General features: G+C 69.6%; 19 protein-coding genes. 13 read left to right on the top strand and 6 right to left on the bottom strand.

The window, feature by feature from the left end; all coding sequences use genetic code 11:
* Positions 1-16: 16 nt before the first annotated feature.
* Positions 17-1132 (top strand): DNA glycosylase AlkZ-like family protein, encoded by a 1116-nt coding sequence (locus ACIBP6_RS32175; protein WP_397057595.1) that lies wholly within the window; start codon positions 17-19, stop codon positions 1130-1132.
* A 67-nt stretch (positions 1133-1199) separates the two neighbouring features.
* Here the strand turns inward: ACIBP6_RS32175 and ACIBP6_RS32170 are convergent, their stop codons facing one another.
* Positions 1200-1838 (bottom strand): class I SAM-dependent methyltransferase, encoded by a 639-nt coding sequence (locus ACIBP6_RS32170; RefSeq protein ID WP_397057594.1) that lies wholly within the window; start codon positions 1836-1838, stop codon positions 1200-1202.
* Between the two features lie 70 nt (positions 1839-1908).
* On the opposite strand from ACIBP6_RS32170, the gene ACIBP6_RS32165 reads away from it, so the two are divergent.
* The 5 genes from ACIBP6_RS32165 to ACIBP6_RS32145 all read left to right on the top strand — a co-directional run bounded on the left by ACIBP6_RS32165 (position 1909) and on the right by ACIBP6_RS32145 (position 6689).
* Positions 1909-3162 carry an MATE family efflux transporter gene (locus tag ACIBP6_RS32165; protein ID WP_397057593.1) on the top strand — a complete coding sequence of 418 codons (1254 nt, stop codon included), beginning with the start codon at positions 1909-1911 and terminating at the stop codon, positions 3160-3162.
* A 1-nt stretch (position 3163) separates the two neighbouring features.
* Positions 3164-4156 carry an ankyrin repeat domain-containing protein gene (locus tag ACIBP6_RS32160; protein WP_397057592.1) on the top strand — a complete coding sequence of 331 codons (993 nt, stop codon included), beginning with the start codon at positions 3164-3166 and terminating at the stop codon, positions 4154-4156.
* Positions 4157-4183: 27 nt separating this feature from the next.
* Positions 4184-4558 (top strand): hypothetical protein, encoded by a 375-nt coding sequence (locus ACIBP6_RS32155; RefSeq protein WP_397057591.1) that lies wholly within the window; start codon positions 4184-4186, stop codon positions 4556-4558.
* 179 nt (positions 4559-4737) lie between these two features.
* Complete coding sequence (locus ACIBP6_RS32150; protein WP_397057590.1) at positions 4738-6045, top strand: family 43 glycosylhydrolase; 1308 nt, start codon at positions 4738-4740, stop codon at positions 6043-6045.
* Positions 6046-6242: 197 nt separating this feature from the next.
* Entirely contained in the window at positions 6243-6689 is a 447-nt protein-coding gene (locus ACIBP6_RS32145) for a hypothetical protein (protein WP_397057589.1), read from the top strand.
* On the opposite strand, the gene ACIBP6_RS32140 is transcribed toward ACIBP6_RS32145, so the two are convergent.
* Entirely contained in the window at positions 6632-7597 is a 966-nt protein-coding gene (locus ACIBP6_RS32140) for a DMT family transporter (RefSeq protein WP_397057588.1), read from the bottom strand. The genes ACIBP6_RS32145 and ACIBP6_RS32140 overlap by 58 nt on opposite strands.
* Before the next feature lie 47 nt (positions 7598-7644).
* Here ACIBP6_RS32140 and ACIBP6_RS32135 point away from each other — a divergent pair, with 47 nt between their 5' ends.
* Positions 7645-8211 (top strand): TetR/AcrR family transcriptional regulator, encoded by a 567-nt coding sequence (locus tag ACIBP6_RS32135; RefSeq protein WP_397057587.1) that lies wholly within the window; start codon positions 7645-7647, stop codon positions 8209-8211.
* A gap of 191 nt (positions 8212-8402) precedes the next feature.
* A complete protein-coding gene (locus tag ACIBP6_RS32130) occupies positions 8403-8798 on the top strand; it encodes a VOC family protein (RefSeq protein WP_397057586.1) in 396 nt (131 codons plus the stop codon).
* 7 nt (positions 8799-8805) lie between these two features.
* Here ACIBP6_RS32130 and ACIBP6_RS32125 read toward each other — a convergent pair whose 3' ends face one another.
* A complete protein-coding gene (locus ACIBP6_RS32125; protein WP_397057585.1) occupies positions 8806-9705 on the bottom strand; it encodes a helix-turn-helix domain-containing protein in 900 nt (299 codons plus the stop codon).
* A gap of 186 nt (positions 9706-9891) precedes the next feature.
* Between ACIBP6_RS32125 and ACIBP6_RS32120 the strand changes: the two genes are divergently transcribed.
* Both ACIBP6_RS32120 and ACIBP6_RS32115 read left to right on the top strand, forming a co-directional pair.
* Positions 9892-10410, top strand: coding sequence for a hypothetical protein (locus ACIBP6_RS32120; protein ID WP_397057584.1), 519 nt, complete (start codon positions 9892-9894; stop codon positions 10408-10410).
* Positions 10411-10592: 182 nt separating this feature from the next.
* A complete protein-coding gene (locus ACIBP6_RS32115; RefSeq protein ID WP_397057583.1) occupies positions 10593-11255 on the top strand; it encodes a class I SAM-dependent methyltransferase in 663 nt (220 codons plus the stop codon).
* 6 nt (positions 11256-11261) lie between these two features.
* On the opposite strand, the gene ACIBP6_RS32110 is transcribed toward ACIBP6_RS32115, so the two are convergent.
* Entirely contained in the window at positions 11262-11390 is a 129-nt protein-coding gene (locus ACIBP6_RS32110) for a hypothetical protein (protein ID WP_397057582.1), read from the bottom strand.
* Positions 11391-11461: 71 nt separating this feature from the next.
* Here ACIBP6_RS32110 and ACIBP6_RS32105 point away from each other — a divergent pair, with 71 nt between their 5' ends.
* Entirely contained in the window at positions 11462-12136 is a 675-nt protein-coding gene (locus tag ACIBP6_RS32105) for an SMI1/KNR4 family protein (RefSeq protein WP_397057581.1), read from the top strand.
* Between the two features lie 158 nt (positions 12137-12294).
* On the opposite strand, the gene ACIBP6_RS32100 is transcribed toward ACIBP6_RS32105, so the two are convergent.
* Positions 12295-12876 (bottom strand): TetR/AcrR family transcriptional regulator, encoded by a 582-nt coding sequence (locus ACIBP6_RS32100; RefSeq protein ID WP_397057580.1) that lies wholly within the window; start codon positions 12874-12876, stop codon positions 12295-12297.
* A 95-nt stretch (positions 12877-12971) separates the two neighbouring features.
* Between ACIBP6_RS32100 and ACIBP6_RS32095 the strand changes: the two genes are divergently transcribed.
* Entirely contained in the window at positions 12972-13373 is a 402-nt protein-coding gene (locus ACIBP6_RS32095; protein ID WP_397057579.1) for a nuclear transport factor 2 family protein, read from the top strand.
* Positions 13374-13688: 315 nt separating this feature from the next.
* On the opposite strand, the gene ACIBP6_RS32090 is transcribed toward ACIBP6_RS32095, so the two are convergent.
* Positions 13689-14336: a hypothetical protein gene (locus ACIBP6_RS32090; protein WP_397057578.1), complete on the bottom strand. Its 648-nt coding sequence runs from the start codon at positions 14334-14336 to the stop codon at positions 13689-13691.
* A gap of 681 nt (positions 14337-15017) precedes the next feature.
* On the opposite strand from ACIBP6_RS32090, the gene gdhA reads away from it, so the two are divergent.
* A complete protein-coding gene (gene gdhA / locus ACIBP6_RS32085) occupies positions 15018-16361 on the top strand; it encodes an NADP-specific glutamate dehydrogenase (RefSeq protein ID WP_397057577.1) in 1344 nt (447 codons plus the stop codon).
* Positions 16362-17586: the final 1225 nt, after the last annotated feature.

Below are 17586 nucleotides of genomic sequence, written 5' to 3'. Positions count from 1 at the left end.
CGCCTAGGGTCGTGCCGTGACCGTCCACCATCTCTCCCTTGCGGACGCGCGCCGCCTCGCCGTGCGCGCGCAGCTCCTCGACGGCACGCGCCCGGCCGGGCTGCTCGACGTGGTGCGCCACCTGACCCTGCTGCAGATCGACCCCACCGCCGCCGTCGCGCCGACCGCCGACCTGGTGGCGTGGAGCCGGCTCGGCTCGTCGTACGCCCCGGCCGACCTGGCCGCGGCCCTGCGTGACAGGTCGCTGCTGGAGCTGCGGGCGATGATCCGGCCCGGCGAAGACGTCACCCTCTACCGCGCCAGGATGGCCGAGTGGCCGGGGCACGGCGAGCTGGAGCCCTGGCAGGTGCACTATCGCGACTGGGTGCGGGCCAACGACGCCTGCCGCCGCGACATCCTGGCCCGGCTCGACGCGTCGGGGCCGCTGCCGTCCCGCGAGCTTCCCGACACCTGCGCGGTGCCGTGGAAGTCGACCGGCTGGACGGGCGACCGCAACGTGACGCAGCTGCTGGAGTTCATGGTGCTGCGGGGAGAGGTCGCCGTGGCCGGCCGCCTCGGCCGCCAGCGGCTGTGGGATCTCGCCTCCCGCGTCTACCCCGACGACCCGGTCGTGCCCGCCGACGAGGCGATCCGCATCCGCGACGAGCGCCGGCTGCGCGCCCTCGGCATCGCCCGTCCGCGTGGCCCGAAATACATGGTGGAGCCGGCCGACGTGGGCCAGGCCGGCGAGCCCGCCGTGGTCGAGGGCGTCAAGGGCTCGTGGCGGATCGACGCGTCGCTGCTGGACCAGCCGTTCACGGGGCGCGCGGCGCTGCTGTCGCCGTTCGACCGGCTGATCCACGACCGCAGGCGCACGACCGAGCTGTTCGGCTTCGACTACCAGCTGGAGATGTACAAACCGGTGGCCAAGCGCCGCTGGGGCTATTTCGCCCTGCCGATCCTGTACGGCGACCGGCTGGTGGGCAAGCTCGACGCCACGGCCGACCGCAAGGCGGGCGTCCTGCGGGTCAACGCCGTCCACGAGGACACCCCGTTCACCGCCCCGATGACCGAGGCGATCCACGCCGAGATCGAAGCCCTGTCCCGATGGCTCGGCCTCGACCCGACCCGGGCCTCAGGAGGCCGACCATGACGGAGATCGACACCTCCATCGAGACCCGGTTACCACCGCGAGACCGTGGAGGCCCCGCGCGACCGCATCACCCCGGTCCGCCCCGACCGGTCCTGAGCGTCAGCGACTGGAAGCGGTTGTCGCCGTTCCCGACGACGTGGAAGTCCACGATCTCGAACGCCCCGCGCGCGAAGTCCTGGAGTTGCTCGTCACCGCGGAAGGAGAAGAACCGGGGCGGATCGTGCTCGTCGTCCTCGAAGACCCCTTCTTCGGTCAACGTGCCGCCGCCGTACACACCGAGGAAGAACAGCCCGCCGGGCCGCAGCACCGAGGCGATGCGGTCCAAGACCGTGGGCAGGTCGCTGTTGGGCACGTGCAGCAGGCAGTTCAGCGCGTAGACCGCGTCGAACGATCCGGGCGGGAAGTCGAGGCCGAGGAAGTCCATGACGTGCGCCTCGACACCCTTCTCGCGGCAGCGGGCCACCATGGCGGGCGAGAGATCGACGGCGACGACCTCAAGCCCGTGCTCCTGGAAGAACACGCTGTCCTGGCCCGTCCCGGCGCCGACCTCCAGCAGCCGCCGGCAGTCCTGCGCCCGCAGCCGCTCCAGGAACGCCGCCCGTTCGGCCAGCTTCCACGGCGCCTTGCCTCGTGCGTCACGCTGCGCCGCGCGGCCGTCGTAGGAGCTGCGCAGGGAGTCGACGACCTCGTGATAGCGGGCATTCATCGCGCCATGATGCCCCATCCGATAGAATGATCACGTCCCGAGCGGTTGGCCGCCCGGGATTTCGGCTTTCATGGCCTCTCCCCACCGCATACTGCTGAACGCGGCACTCCCCCTGTTCCTGACCGCCGGCGCCGGAGCCGTCACCCGGCTCCTCTGCACCGCACTGCTCGGCCACCAGTCGACCGTCCAGCTCGCGGCGTTCGCGCTCGTCAGCGCGGTGCTCGCCCCGGTCGGCGCCGCCGTGTCCGGCGGGTTGCGCGGCATGGTGCCGTTCGCCGCCGCCTGCCGCGACCGTCCCGTCGAGGCCCTGGCCGTGCTCAACGACGCCCGCTGGCTCTCCCTCGGGCTCGGCACGGCCGGCGCGGGCGTCATGCTCGGCGTCCCCTTGATCGCCCGGATCGGCGGCGCACCCGCCGACGTGATCGCGGAGTTCGGTGCGCTGCCCGTGATCTTCGCCGTGCACGTGCTGCTGTCCGCGGCGGGCGGCGGCGCGGGCGGCATGCTCGTCGCCCTGGGACGCAGCCGCCTCGTGCTCCGGTCGAGCCTGCCGAGCGCGGCCGTGGAGGCGGTGGCGCTCCTGCTGCTCGTGCCGGCGATGGGCGTCCAGGGCGCCGGTGTCGCGCTCCTGCTCTCCACCGCCCTCGCGCTCACCGTGTCGAACACGCTCCTGCTGCGCCTGCTCGGAGGGAGCTTTCTGCGGCGTCCGCGGCCTCGCGAGATCGTGCGCATGGCGCGGGTGGGCGTTCCGATGTCCGCCACGCTGGTCGTCAAGTTCACGGTCATGGGCGGCATCACCTACGCCGCCGCCCGGACGGGCGCCCAGGGTGCCGCCGCCCACGCGATCCTCATCTCGCTGAACGGGCTCCTCGGCCTGGCGTCCGTCGCCGTCGGACAGGCCCTGACACCGGAGATCGCCCGTGTGTCCTGCGCCCGCGAGGTCCGCCGGCTTCGCCGCGCGGCCTTGACGATCGTGTCCGCCGCGGTCCTCACCGCACTGCTGTTCGTCGGTGAGAACGCGGCCCGGCTGCTCACCTCCGACCCCGGCGTGCTCGCGTTGGCCGTCGCGCTGCTCCCGTTGTTCGCCGTGTACGCCCTGGCCGACACCTGCGCGATCGTGACGGCCGCGGCCTTGGTCGGTCTCAGGAGCTCGTCGTGGCACATGCTCGCCTCCGTCACCGGCTACGGCCTGCTGGCCGCGGTCATGACGCCGGTGGCGGCGACCTGGGGGATGACCGGCCTGTGGACCGCGTTGCCCGCCACGTGCGCGCTCATCCTCACCCTTCAGACTGTGATCTTCGCTCGCCGCGTACGGCAAGATCATTGACGTGACCGCAACCGGATGGCTCCGCACGGGCTGGGATTCCTGGACGGATCTCGGGCGGATCCGCGCCCTGCTGGACGCGGGCGCCGACCCGAACTCCGGCGTGTCGCACTTCGGGACGCCGCTGCACGCCGCCGCCCAGCACGGCTCACCCGAGGTGGTCGCCGAGCTGGCCGGTCGCGTCGACGACATCGACGCCCTGTACAAGGGCCGCACCGCGCTGTGGTCCGCCGTCTTCGCCGACCGGCCCGGCAACGCGCGGGCCCTCGTCTCCGCCGGCGCCGACCCCTGGCGTCCCATGATGACCGGCTGGCCCCCCGGCCGCCTCGCTCTGGCCGGCCCCACGCCGGACCTCTTCCCCGTCCCCTCAGCGGACGGCGGCGCGTCGATAGCCATGACGGGGGCCGGGCTCGGCCTGACGGAGGCCGAGCGGGCCGCCGCGGCGGAGGCCGGACGCCTCAAGGCCGCCATCGGCACCTTCTTCTACGAGGGCCTGGGCCTGGCCTGCGTCGCCGGCATCACGGCGGCGGAGGCGGCCCGGCGGCTCGACGCAGTCCCCGCCGACGAGGACGACCTCGAACTCATCGACGACGACCCAGGCTCCGACTACGAGCACGGCCTGACCATCGTCGGCGTCACGGACGTGCCCGGCGGCTGCGTCGTCACGCAGCCGTGGGGATACACCCCGTTCACCAGCGGCGTCACCGGACGCCTCTCGGTCCGAACCGTCTGCTACGCCATGTACGCCAACGCCGCGGACGGCAACCAGGGATCCGTCCACCGGGACGGCTCCGACGAAGCGTGGGACACCCATCCCGGCGGCGGCGCCGTATCCGGTGACGAGCCCGCCGACGAGATCCTGGCCTGCTACCTCTACCAGGGCCATGCTCTGGCCTACTGCTGCGCCGGCGCGGGCCTGCGCCTGACCGACCCCCGGCCGATCATGGGCCCGCCCGACATGTGGCTGCGCCTGCCCGACCAGGACACCTGGGCCTGACCGCCCAGCAAGCTTACGATCGAGGACGTGGGCCCCGTCTTCATGACCTCGTTGCTGAGCCTTCCGGCCGTCGCCCTGCTGTTGATCTCTTTCCATGATGAGTCGGGCACCGTCGATACCCGGAACAAGCTGTCGGGCTTCCGCACCCGCCACACGCTCGCCTCCCGGGAGGCATGGGACGCCGCCCACGCATGGTTGAAGCGTCCGCTTCGGAGGTTGGCCGGTGCCATGGCGGCGGTGCTCGTCGCGTCCGTCGCCGCCGACGTGGGTCTGGACCTGCCCGGGGCCGCCGAATATCTGATCATTTCCGGCCAGTTCACCCTCCTTGTCGGCGGTCTGCTGCTGATCGGCCGGCGTGCCGATCGGGTGGCGGCGGAAGTCAACCGGCAATTGGCGGACTGACGAATCACGTGCGCGTGACGAGCCGCGCTTCGCGGCTGACCTGCGATTTCGTGTGCTTTCACGGCCTACCGGAGGCGACCGGGGATTTTTTCCGGGTTATTGACGAAATATCGGCGACTTAGGCAGACTCTCCCCACCGCACCCGGGCAAGCCGCTCGGAACGTAGGAGGACGTGACTGATGACCGATTCCGACAACGGGTCGAACCTCGGCCGACGAGCATTGCTGGCCGGCGTCTTAGGGGCGGTGGCACTGCCCGCGACCGCCGCCGAGGCCGCATCGGCGCAGACGCGGCGGTTCCCGTCGAACTGGCCCGACCCCGAGCCCTACGGCCTCGCCGACACCCGCCTGGACCTGTGGCCGCGCGACGACAACTCCTTCATCCTGCCGCTGGAGATGCGCCCCCGTGACGAGGAGCTCGGCCGGGTCTGGATGCGGGACACCTACGTCAACTGCTTCGTCGTCGGCGGTCGCCCGGTCTACGTCGCCACGGGCACCACCCGCGTGCCGGGGCTCGAAGCGGCCGGCCCGTGGAACGACGGCATCTTCGTGTGGGTGTCGCCGTCCCTGCGCGGGCCGTGGCGGCTGGTCGACACCACCGGCATCCGGCCCGGCGCCGAGAAGGGCAAGGTGTGGTCGCCGGAGTTCGCCGGCGAGAACCGTCCCGGCCGTACGGTCGTCGCCCCGTGGCAGGAGTACTGGTACGACGACCGGTTCGGCAAGCGCGGCCAGGCGTGGGCCCCGGAGGTGCACTACTTCCGCGGCCGGTGGTACATCGTCGCCTGCATGGGCGACCACTCCCGGAAGGTCGGCTCGTTCATGCTGGTGAGCGAGGGCGGGATCGAGGGCCCGTACCGGCTCGTCGAGGGCAACCTGGACAAACCGTTCGGCGACTCGTTCGTCGGCGGGCCGAACTTCATCGAGCCCGGCGCCTACCACCACATCGACGGCAGCCTCTACGCCGAGGGCGACGACGCGTGGCTGGTGCTGCACAACCACGTGTACGCGAAGTTCCGGGACGACATGGAGGACATCGTCCCGGCGACCGGCCTGCCGGCGTTCCAGCAGCGGCCCTACCCCCCCGAGCCGTACCTCGAAGGCGCGTACGTGTTCAAGCACGGAGGCAAGTACTTCCTGCTCCACGCCGCCTGGAACCGTACGTCGGCCGATCCCGACGGCGGCACGCGCCACGCCTACGACCCGCCCGGCCCCGGCCGCGTGCAGTACCAGTACGACGCGGTCGTCGCCGTCTCGGACACCTTCGAGGGGCCGTACTCGCAGCGGTGGACCATGGGGGTCGGCGCCGGCCACAACAACATCTTCAGGGACCGCAGCGGCCACCTGTGGGCGACGTTCTTCCGCAACCCCAACTTCGGCCACTGGTCCGACCCTTCGCGCATCGCCGACGCCGCGGTGCCCGGCGTCGTACGCCTGGAATGGACCGGCCCGCAAGGCAACCGCCTGTACGTCCAGCGCCGCCGCGGCTGACGCCCTTCGGACCCCTTCCGGATCTCGGGAGGTCCTGGAGGGGTCCACATTCCGGCTCCGCAGGAAAGCTCGGGTCGGGGCTGTTGGCGGGTGCGCAGAGCCGCCCGAACGCGGCGAACGTCTCCGGGCTGCCCTCGACCGCCCCCGGGCAGCGGTAGGGGCGGCCCTACCGCTACCGGCTGTGGTGGGATGTCGGGATGGACGACGTGGATCGCGCCGCGCTGCTCGCACTGCGAGCCCGTTTCGAAGCCCTCGGAGCCGATGACCCTGACGGCCGCGCGCTCTCGGAGGCCACCGAGGGCATCCCCCAACTCGCTCGCTACCTGGCGTTGCGCAGCGTCTGGCCAGAGTTGATCGACACTCGTCCTGAGTCCCTGGAGGCGATCCCGGCCGCGAACCGCCTCCTGTCGAACGGAGCGAATCGCGACGACCTCGTTCGGCTCGCGCGCGTCTCGGCGTATGAAGCGGTCTTCGGCCTGCTGTACCGCCTCACCGCCCAGGGACGGGACGTCGAAGCGCCGGACGACTCCCCCGGCTGGCGGCTGATGGAGACCACGGCGACGGGCGAGCTCACCGGCCGCGCGCTTCAATCCCTCCACGAAGACCTGCTCGGCATGGATCCAGCGGGGGGCCTCCTCGAATAGCGATCACCTGCCGGCTCGCTCGGTGTGCGGCTGACGACCAGTGCCGCGACGAGCGCGAGCGTGAGTCCGGCGACGGTGATGAGGGTGAGGGGCTCGCCGAACATCGCGGCGCCCCACACGGACGTGACGGGCGCGATGAGGAACATCAGACTGTTGACCGGCGTCACACCGATGCGCTCGACCAGGACCCAGTACAGGCCGTAGCCACCGAAGGTGGGAAGCACGATCAGCCAGGTCATGGCCGCCCAGAACCCCGCCGAGCCCGGTGGTGCCGCCGTTCCGGTGGCGAGCGCGAGCACGGTGAACACGAGGGCCGAGGTGGTGCAGTGGATCGCCAGAGCACTCAGGGGCGGTGTCGTCACGCGGGCTCGTCGTTCGAGGATCGTGGAGCCGACGAGGCTGAGCATGCCGATGAACGGCACCACGTACGCCCACGCGGCTGCCTGGGTCGCGGGCGAGGTGGCGTCGGTCCAGCTGACCAGCATCACTCCGGCGAGCCCGAGCGCGAGCCCTGCCCGCTGGCGCCCGGTCACCGCGACGCCGAGCAACGGGCCGACGAGTGCGGCTGCGACCAGCGGCTGCACACCGTCGATGAGCGCGGTGGTACCCGTACTGACTCCCAGGCCGATGGCCCAGTAGACGGTGAGCAGGTATCCCGACTGAGACAGCAGCCCGATCAGGACGTGGCGGCCGAGCTCGGCCCGGGCCGTTCTGGTGACCAGGAAGGGCAGCAGCACGACCGCGAGAGGGACGAAACGCCACATCAGAACGGTCGTGACGGGAGCCTGGGCCGCGCCGAGCTTGGCGCCGATGAACCCCGACGACCAGCAGAACACGAACACGACGGCGAGCACGCCCGTCAGCCAGGTCCGCGAGCCGTTGACTATACCGATCTGTCTACCTCCCATGGCTCGACTATACAGATCGGTTTAGCCAAAGGGGTAGGCTGGTGCCCGTGACGGCACCGATCGACTGGACCCCGAAGGCACGCGCCGTGCTCGCGGCCGCCTCGGAGCTGTTCTACGAACACGGCATCCACGCCGTCGGGGTCGACACCATCGCGGAGCGGGCCGGCGTCACCAAGAAGACGCTCTATGACCGGTTCGGCTCCAAGGAACGCCTGGTCGTGGAGTACCTCAGCGCACGCGACTCGGAGTGGAGGCAGTTCCTCGCCGCACACCTTGAGCAGGCCGGCCGGACACCCCACGAGCAACTGCGTGCCGTCTTCAGCGCCTCGGCGGCCTGGTCACAGGACCGAGGACGCAAGGGATGCAGCATGATCAACGCGTACGCGGAGATCAGCGACCCGAGGCACCCGGCTCACGCCGTCATCGTCGGACAGAAACGCTGGATGCTCACCCTGTTCACCGACCTGGCCGAGGCGGCCGGAGTCGCGGAACCACGCCTCGTCGCCGACCGCATCATGCTGCTCCACGAGGGCGCCCTCGTCACCGCCGGCATGGGCATCGTCGACGACGCCTTCGCCCACGCGGCCGCCTGCGCCGCGGCCCTGCTCGCGTGAAGCGCGCAGTCTCCCAGAACTGACGCGGCGCGTACCCGCTTCGCCCTCGGCGCGGACGATCCGCTCGGCTGATCCGCGGCCATGTTCCGCATCCCGGGAGATCTGGGCGCCGCCGTGAACACGATCACGGAGCCCAGATGGATCAGGAATCGAGAAGCGCCCATGACCGGCCCGAACCTAGCGTGACCACCATGAACACCAAGCTCCAGGTGACCACCATCATGCTCGGCGTCAAGGACGTCGCTCGCGCCAAGAAGTTCTATGCCGAAGGCCTGGGATGCGAGATCGACCAGGACCACCCCGGTTTCGTCAAATGCGACCTGGGCGAGGGCTCCCCGTCGCTGGCGCTCTACGCGTGGGAGGCGGCGGCTCAGGACGCCGGCGTCCCCGCGGAGGGGTCCGGGTTCCGCGGCTCGTCGTTCCATTTCGTCACCGGCTCCAGGGACGAGGTGGACGAGGTCATGCGCGCCGCGGCGGCTGCCGGCGGCACTGTGGTCAAGGAGGCGGCCGCCGCCGGGTGGGGCGGCTACTTCGGTTACTTCAGCGATCCCGACGGCTACCTGTGGAAAGTCACCACCGCCGCCTGACGCCCGTTCACCAGCGCACGCCCGCGCTCTCCACGAACCCGCCGAAAACACCTTCACCGGCGGGCCGCCACCCGGCGCGGGCACTGTACTCGGACCCGTACGGCGGCCTGATCTCGTGCCACCCACAGGTGTGGACCTGGCCCGCCACCATGACGCTCATCTGGTGGCACTTCAGCTCCTTGGTCACCGGTTTCTCCAGGAACGTGTCGTAAGCCTGGACCATCATGTCGGCCCGGATGCCGATCGGGCCGCGTAACCGGGTCCTGATGAGCATGCGGCTGTCGCGGATCCGTACGCACGCCTCCACCTGGACGCCTTGCCCGGCATCCGTCCATGGGCTGCACCGCTCGGCGGCCGCCAGGGTGCTCGTCGTCGTGTTCACCGGTTCCGCCTCGGGGGCCCAGCCGCGCCCCGCCAGCACCCCGCCCAGGAAGGTGATCACTCCCACCGCCGCGGCGGCCGCCGTCGCGGCCATGAGCGACACCGTCCTGCGGACGACCGACGGCCGGCCCGCTGACGGCGGCTCGTACGAAGGGCTCGCCGGGCCGTCCGGGCGGCTCAGGCGCTCGGCGGCCCTGGCCCGCCAGCCGCGTTCGTCCGCCTCCAGCCGCTTGCGCAGGCCGTCGATCGTGTCGCCGAGCGCCACCAGCGCCTGCGCCCTCTCGACGGGCAGGTCCAGCACCTTGGCGATCTCCCGCATCACCTCCGCGCCGGGCAGCCGGTTGCGGTCGGCCAGCTGCCGCGATCCGGACAACCACCGCGAGATCAACGAAGGGCTGGCGTCGCGGACCCGGTTGGCGAGGTGCTTCTGCGGACGTCCCTGCGACCGCAACGCCTCCCGGATGCCCTCGGCGGCCTCGTCCAGCGCCTCCGCGAGCCGATCGGCGAGCTCCTCGAACGTCTCCATCCGGTGCAGCCCCTTTCGCGCAATTGTCCGCACGACTGTGAAACCGCAGGTGCAGCCCCGTTCAACGAGCGGTGCAACATTCCACCGATTGCACCGTCTGGCCCCGCCGGCGGCGTCTGGCCAACCTGACAACGAACCGAACGATCAATGCTCGCACAACACCGTGCGAGACGGACAGGAGACGTCATGCGATCACTCATGATCAGCCTCGCCACCGCCGCCACGCTGGCCGGTCCGCCGACCGCCGCCGCCGCGCAGTCGTCGGCCCCGCCGCAGGTCACCGCCGCTTCGGCCCAGTCGGCCGGCCAACTGCCGACCTGCTCGGGCAGGCGGGTGATGCACCAGCCCCTCTACACCCGGGAGATGCTGAAGGCCGCGTACATCCATGTCTTCTACGACTCCGGCACGGGCATCGCCTGCGCGTACCTCAACTCCACGAACGCTACCTGGGGCACCAGGAAGCACATGACGATCATGTTGAAGCACTGCGCGCGCCCCAGTGACAACTACGGGGCCTGCCACGGCCAGCTCCAGTCGACGGCTACCCGCGGCTGGTACACCGGCCGCACCCACACCGCCCGCCTCAACATCTCCCGCGGCTGCATCATGGCGACGGGCCGCATCTACTGGGGCCCGAAGTACGGCCTCACCTCGACCCCGTCGAACGTATGCGTGACCGGCGCGGCAAGCGCCGGCCGCGGCTGACGACAACAGGCCCTCTCACCCTCACTGAGAGGGCCTTCGGCCTGTCACAGGTGGGCCAGGGTGGACGATCAGGGCGATGAGCCCGGTCGCGGTACGCACCCGTCCGGCCGACGAAGACGGCCCGGGCTTCTGTCGGTGATCGGCGTCCCGGTTCTGTCGGTGGGACCTGCGAGAGTCGCGTCATGCCCGCATCAGAGCTCGCGTCCATCGCCGCCTACTGGAACGAGTCCGCCGACGCCTTCGACGATGAGGCCGACCACGGGCTTCGCGATCCACACGTCAACGCCGCCTGGGCGCAACGGCTGACCGATTGGCTCCCCGACTCGCCCGCCGACGTTCTCGATCTCGGCTGCGGGACGGGCTCGTTGACTCTGCTCATGGCTCAACAGGGTCACCGGCCGGCCGGAGTCGACCTGTCCCCCCGCATGATCGAGCTCGCCACCAGGAAGCTGTCCTCAGCGGGCTTCGCGGTGCCGTTCATGGTGGGCGACGCGGGAGACCCACCCGCCGCCGTGGGCGGGCCGTTCGACGCGATCGTCGTACGCCACCTCGTATGGACGCTCCCTGCCCCGGCAGAAGCGCTCGCCCGCTGGCTGAGCCTGCTACGCCCGGGCGGACGGCTCGTGCTCGTGGAAGGGCGCTGGCAGACATCGGCGGAAGCCGGCACGTACACGCCGGGCTCTCCGAAGCTGCCCTGGTTCGGCGGCGTCACCGCCGCACGACTGATCGAGACGCTTGAGCGCCTGGCCGACGTGGTCGACACCGAGCACCTCACCGACCCGACGCTGTGGGGCCGCGCGATCCAGGACGAGAGGTACGTCGTCATCGCTCGCCCCAAGCGCTGAGACCGATCAGGCGCCGGCCGCATCGCTCGGCCGGCCGTCGAGCTGCTCCACCCGACGCATGCAGCGCTCACGAAGCAGGCGCCGCCTGACCGGCTCCACCGGCACGGCGGCGGTCGCCACCGCATCAACGGACACGCTATCGATCAAGCCTCCGACGCGGCGCAAATCACCAGGAGCGGACCACTCGTTCTTGTATGGTGCCGGACGTGACGCATTCCGACTGGGCAGATGTGCCCGAACGGCTGTCGCGGCTGGCCGCCGTGCCCGGTGCCGGTGCGGTGTTCGGCTCTGCGGACCACGGCTGGCAGCTTGGGCCGCCGCTGGAAGCCGACGACCTCGCCGATCTGGAAGCCCGGCTAGGGATAGAGCTACCCGACGAATATCGGTCCTTCCTGCTGCGGGCAGGGTGCGGCGGAGCGGGCCCGGCCTACGGACTCTTTCCTGTGCTGCGCAGGAATGGACGATGGACATGGCAGGGCGACGGCGCCGACCTCACCGACCTGGGCACCCTGAATCAGCCGTTTCCTCATGTCGAGGCGTTCAATCCGGCCGACGCGCTGCCCGCGCCGCCTGAGGAGGAGGATTTCGACTCCACCGAGGAGTTCAACGCGGCTGAGGACGCGTACTGGGAGCGGCACGACACGATCGTCTGCCACCCCCGGCATTCGATCGGACTGCTGTACCTCTGCCACCTCGGCTGCGCGTATCGCGAGGCTCTGGTGATCACTGGCCCGGCGCGGGGCCAGATGTGGGCTGACGGCACCGCCGACGGCACCGGCTTCGAGCCGCTGTACGACGACGGAAAGCCGCTCGGCTTCGCCCGTTGGTATCGGCGCTGGCTGGACGCGGCAGAAGACCAGGTGTCACACGGCGTCCACTGAGCGACCGACCCCTGTGCACAGCCTCCTCCGGTCACTGGATCCATGAGGAGCATCCCGCGGAGATGACTCCTATCCTGCTGTGTTTCTTCACCTCTGGTTCTTGAGCGTTGTGCCGGGGCACCGGATGTCGCCTCGCGCTTCTCCTGCGCCGAGGAGCTTCACCAGCTGGTGGGCCGGCTGCCGCCGCTTCGGCTTGTCTCGGCGCCGTGGCGGAGGAGTGCGAGCAGGCGCCGGGCGTGGGCCGTGTCGGTCGCCGTGAGGGCCACACCGCCGGCGAGGGCCAGGAGGTCGGTCCCGGTGAGTTCCGGATGTACGGCGCCGGCCTCCTGTGCCCGTGCGAGCAGGGTTGTCGCGGCGGAGTGGATCGACTTGTGCCACTGGTCGAACAACTCCGTACGGCGGCCGGCGGGGCCCTCCGTGGCCGCGAGAGCGAGTGGCCGTTTCGTCGAAACGTGGGCGACGAAAGACTCCAGCCAGGAGAAGAGCGCCTGCGCCGGGTCTGCGGGCGGGTCGGCGACTTGCCGGCACAGAGCCGCCACCTCGTCGGCGTACACGGCGACGAGTAGGTCGGCCCGGGTCGGGAAGTGCCGATAGAGGGTCGCGTTGCCGACTCCTGCGCGCCGGGCCACCTCGTCCAGCGCCACCTCGGAACCTGACTCGGCGATGAGGTCGCGTGCGGCGGTGAGCAGCAGCGTCGCGTTGCGCGAGGCGTCCGCTCTGCGTGCACGACCGGCGGTCACGCCATCCGCCTTTCGTTCGGTTGATATCCGGGGAGCTCCCCGTTTACGGTAACAGCCTGAAGTGGGGAAGCCCTCACGGGGAAGTGGAGGACGCCATGGCCCTGACCGTGGAGGACCGGCTGGCCATCACCGATCTGATCAATCGCCACGGACACCTGACGGACAGCGGGGATCTCGGCGCCTTGGACGAGCTGTTCGTCCCCGATGTGATCTATGACGTCACCGATCTCGGCGGCCAGGTGCTGGCCGGGCTGACGGCGGTGCGGGAGGCCGCGCGCGCCCTGGGTGAGGCGAACCCGGTCGCTCATCACGTCACCAACGTCGTGATCACCGAGATGGCCGACGGCCGGGTGCACGCGCGATCCAAGGGCCTCGGCGTCAAGAGTGACGGCACCACGGGCAGTGTGACGTACCAGGACACGGTGGTGCGTAGCGACGACGGCTGGAGAATCAGCCATCGCACTGTCCGCGCCCGGCGAGTGCCCTTGACGCCCTGACGCGGCGTACATGTCCGGCCGCCCGTCGGCTTCGTAGATCATGACGTTCCGCGCGCGACCGGCGGGTGCTCGTGAGGCTGCGGTCCCCGATCCACGCGCCGGATGGGCACCATGAATGATGAGATCTGAGGCCTATGATCCGGCGCTCTGACCGGATCCGCGCGGCTTGGATCGACCCGCGATTCCGGGACACACCGCCGTACCGCCGTACCGCGCTGGGACGCCGGCTTGGCTGCACGGTGAGCATCAAGCCGGAAACGGCGAACCCGGTCAGCTTCAGCACCGAACTCGACGGTCCAGCGGAGAGTCGCGGGGTCATTCGTCGTCTGGATCCGCCGGCTCCACGGCCGGTGCGATCTGCAGTGGTGTCGCCGCCCCGCCGGCGAGCTCGCGCCCTTGATGCAGTGTGTAGTCCAGCTGCCTGGCCAGCAGTGGGAGGGTGGCCGGAGGTAGATACGCGTCAGCGCCGGCGTCGAGCAGTCGCCGGACCGGGCCGTGGTACTGGACTCCGAGTTCGTGGTCCTCGATCTCGGTGACGATGACGCGAGCATTCGGGAACATCGATCGGAGCGCTGTGATCAGCTGCGGGCTGCCCGGAGGCGCCAGCAACACATCGGTCGTTGCGGGAGCCGCATGCATGTCGAGCACCACGTAGTCCGCCCCGAGCTGGGTGGACAGCGCCACCCGAGCCGCAGTCGACAGCTCCATCGCGGTGGCCACGACGGTCACGCTCTCGTAGTCGATCGGTGCTTGTTCGCGGGCCTCATCCGGCGCGTCGCGATCGACGACGGCGCCTTGGACCACGTCAACGGTGCTGGAGATCGTCGCGATCGACGCGCCGTCACGCGTGAGGACCACGTTCTCACCAGGCTCGAGGGCGTCGATGAGTGCCACGACGTCGTCGGGAAGGCGGGACACGTCGATTAGCTGCGTGGAGCGTGGGGCGCGTTTGCGGATCACCATGCCTGGGACACGCTCACGGCTGCGAGGGCCCCCTGCGTCCCGCGCGGCCCCGGTCGCCCGGCGAAGGGCCCATCCACATGGTTGCCTGCCCCGAAGGTGCCGTTCGACCAGATGATCACATGAGTCCCTTCTGGCGCTGTGATCTTATTGGATGCCCCCAGACGTCCATTGGTTCGACGCCGCCCCGAATTTCCCTCGTCGTCCGTGTCCAAGGTCGGACGTATTCGGACATATATCGCTGCTACATGAAGAGATGCGTACTGCCGTCCCCGCTTCCAGTCGGGACGTGATGGGTCGCGTCGGGATGAAACCGGATCAAGCCCGGAACCTGGCAGCCGCTGCCGAGGTTACGGGCGGATCGCTCGCGGTCCAGGGCGCGGCGATCCGGAGACTGCGCTGGAACGGCGACGTCATCCGGACGGCCGGCGAAGTTGCCCGCGCCTGGGTACGGCTCTCGCGGCTGGGAGCGCCGCGGATCTCTTCGGCGTCGTGGTCGCCGTGCCTCCCAGAAACACGCCGGGCAGATTCGTACATGCCCCGCTCCTCCAGTGTCGAGGAACGAGCACGGAGGCGATCCCCGGCCGGCACGGGGCCGCCGTGGCGAAACGGGAGGTCACCTCCAGTTCACCATGCTCCGCCGCATAAAGTGAGAAGGCCTACGTCGGTGAACTTGGAGCGCACGTGTTGCACGAGAAGCTGTCGTTGATCTACGACAACGTCCTGAGCCGCAACCCAGGGGAGATCGAGTTCCACCAGGCCGTTCGCGAGGTGCTCGAGAGCATCGGCCCGGTTCTCGGCAAGCACCCTGAGTACGCCGATTCCAAGATCATAGAACGTATCTGCGAACCCGAGCGGCAGATCATCTTCCGGGTGCCGTGGATCGACGACCGGGGCGAGGTGCAGATCAACCGCGGGTTCCGGGTGGAGTTCAACAGCGCGCTGGGGCCGTACAAGGGCGGGTTGCGCTTCCACCCGTCGGTCTACCTGGGCATCGTGAAGTTCCTGGGCTTCGAGCAGATCTTCAAGAACGGTCTGACGGGCCTGCCCATCGGCGGCGGCAAGGGCGGATCGGACTTCGACCCGAAGGGCCGCTCCGACCGTGAGGTGATGAGCTTCTGCCAGAGCTTCATGACCGAGCTCTATCGGCACATCGGCGAGTACACCGACGTGCCGGCCGGCGACATCGGCGTCGGCGGGCGGGAGATCGGCTACCTGTTCGGCCAGTACAAGCGCATTACGAACCGCTACGAATCCGGCGTGATCACCGGCAAGGGGCTGGTGTACGGCGGCGCCCAGGTCCGCACGGAAGCCACCGGGTACGGGTGCGCGTTCTTCGTCGAGGAGATGCTGAAGGCGCGGGGCACGTCGTTCGACGGCAAGCGGGTCGTGGTGTCCGGCTCCGGCAACGTGGCCATCTACGCCATCGAGAAGGTCGAGCAGCTCGGCGGCGTGGTCGTGGCCTGCTCCGACTCCTCCGGCCACGTGGTCGACGAGAAGGGCATCGACCTGGACCTGCTCAAGCAGGTCAAGCAGATCGAGCGGGGCCGGCTGGACGTGTACGCGGCACGTCGCGGCGAGCACGCCATTTTCGTGCCGGGCCGTAGCGTATGGGAGGTGCCCTGCGAGGTGGCGATGCCGTCCGCCACCCAGAACGAGATCACCGGCCGCGACGCCGCCTTCCTGGTCGACAACGGTTGTATCGCGGTGGGCGAGGGGGCCAACATGCCGACCACGCCTGAAGGCATCAGGGCGTTCCTGGAGGCGGACGTCGCGTTCGGGCCGGGCAAGGCGGCCAACGCGGGCGGTGTGGCGACCAGCGCGCTGGAGATGCAGCAGAACGCCAGCCGTGATTCGTGGACGTTCGAGTTCTCCGAACGGCGGCTCCAAGAGATCATGCAGGACATCCACGCTCGCTGCCTGCAGACAGCTGAGGAGTACGGCATGCCGGGCAACTACGTGGCCGGCGCCAACATCGACGGTTTCCGCCGGGTGGCCGATGCGATGCTGGCCCTGGGCCTGATCTGAGCCAGGCGTCCTGCGACCCGGCACCCGCAGCGCAGTCCGCGGCATCCGGCGCTGAGTCCGCGTTTAACGCCCGGACGGGGGCGCCCGCGTCGCCGGCGCGGAAGGTCACCGCCTCCTACGCGCGGCGTGTCGTGGACGCAGCCAACTGCTCTTCGACCTTGGCCGGCCGCGCCGACAGGTGCTGTACTACCTGCGCCGTGGGTGCCGTTGAAGATCACGAGATCCGATGCCAGTGCTGTGCGGGCCGCGGAAAAGGATGCCGAGAAACGGGTGCTCGTGCCGTGGCGGATGGCATGGCCACCCACGGTGAACGTTTCTGGTCACAGCACCAGAGGCGGTTGCTGTACGCCCACGCGAAAGGCCCCTCGCGATCATCGCGAAGGGCCTTTGACCTGGAGCCGCCTTGGGGATTCGAACCCCAGACCCCTTCATTACGAGTGAGAACACGATCGTCCAGGGTCGTCCAGGTGGAGCGACGATGCCTGCTCAAGGCGACCTCACTGTTGGTGCAACGTCCGTGATCGTCCAGGACCGTTGTTAGCACCTCCGTTAGCAAGAGCGGACCTCAGCCCTCATGCTTGCTCAGTCTCCGTCGCAGGCACCCAGGCGAGAGTTACGCCTTTCTGTTGCTTCCCTTTACGGTAGATCTCGCGGGCGTCGCGTCCCTGCGCCCACCGCCGGGCGTACGGGGCAGACTCGACCACGACGCCGTCACGCACGATTAGTCCAACGGTGGCGCGGTGTGTGGACCACCAGATGAGGCCGTTCTTACGATCGTCATCCACGACCGGACTGTAGCGACGGCGTACGACAATCCTGGGGAAGGGTTCGGGTGCGTGACGATGTAGCCGGCGGTTTTACAGCGGGTCGACGTCCGCGGCTACGTTAGGCCCCTGACCTCCGGGTACGGCTCTCGCTTGCCCGCCACCAGGCAAGACCATCCCGCGTATATCCCGCGAGGCAGAACCAGGCACGATCATCCCCGGCCGTCGATCCGGAACAGCCGCTGGACTGGGCGGGGACAGGACTCCGGCTGGCATGGCGAGAGGGCGTTCCTGACCAACTGGCGAGCTTGCAGGGGCAGAGGTTGCAGGCCGTGGAGCTTTTGTCGTGGATGGGTGAGGACCTGGCGCAAGGGACGGTGGCTGTCGGATTCCTCTTCCCGCACGGCCGTGTGACGATTTACAACGCTCTCGATGAGAACGGCATGGAGTTCGGAGATCCT

The organism is Nonomuraea terrae (assembly GCF_044465245.1).
In the GTDB taxonomy this organism is placed as follows: Bacteria; Actinomycetota; Actinomycetes; order Streptosporangiales; family Streptosporangiaceae; genus Nonomuraea; species Nonomuraea terrae.
The sequence above is the reverse complement of the archived record's forward strand: the minus strand, read 5'-3'. Positions and strand labels throughout refer to the sequence as shown.

Excerpts from the sequence above, each read along its gene's own strand:
- ACIBP6_RS32120 (WP_397057584.1), top strand. The coding sequence starts at position 9,892 with ATGCGATCACTCATGATCAGCCTCGCCACCGCCGCCACGCTGGCCGGT.
- ACIBP6_RS32125 (WP_397057585.1), bottom strand. The coding sequence starts at position 9,705 with ATGGAGACGTTCGAGGAGCTCGCCGATCGGCTCGCGGAGGCGCTGGAC.
- ACIBP6_RS32170 (WP_397057594.1), bottom strand. The coding sequence starts at position 1,838 with ATGAATGCCCGCTATCACGAGGTCGTCGACTCCCTGCGCAGCTCCTAC.
- ACIBP6_RS32140 (WP_397057588.1), bottom strand. The coding sequence starts at position 7,597 with ATGGGAGGTAGACAGATCGGTATAGTCAACGGCTCGCGGACCTGGCTG.
- ACIBP6_RS32130 (WP_397057586.1), top strand. The coding sequence starts at position 8,403 with ATGAACACCAAGCTCCAGGTGACCACCATCATGCTCGGCGTCAAGGAC.
- ACIBP6_RS32150 (WP_397057590.1), top strand. The coding sequence starts at position 4,738 with ATGACCGATTCCGACAACGGGTCGAACCTCGGCCGACGAGCATTGCTG.
- ACIBP6_RS32115 (WP_397057583.1), top strand. The coding sequence starts at position 10,593 with ATGCCCGCATCAGAGCTCGCGTCCATCGCCGCCTACTGGAACGAGTCC.
- ACIBP6_RS32095 (WP_397057579.1), top strand. The coding sequence starts at position 12,972 with ATGGCCCTGACCGTGGAGGACCGGCTGGCCATCACCGATCTGATCAAT.
- ACIBP6_RS32165 (WP_397057593.1), top strand. The coding sequence starts at position 1,909 with ATGGCCTCTCCCCACCGCATACTGCTGAACGCGGCACTCCCCCTGTTC.
- ACIBP6_RS32090 (WP_397057578.1), bottom strand. The coding sequence starts at position 14,336 with ATGGTGATCCGCAAACGCGCCCCACGCTCCACGCAGCTAATCGACGTG.
- ACIBP6_RS32145 (WP_397057589.1), top strand. The coding sequence starts at position 6,243 with ATGGACGACGTGGATCGCGCCGCGCTGCTCGCACTGCGAGCCCGTTTC.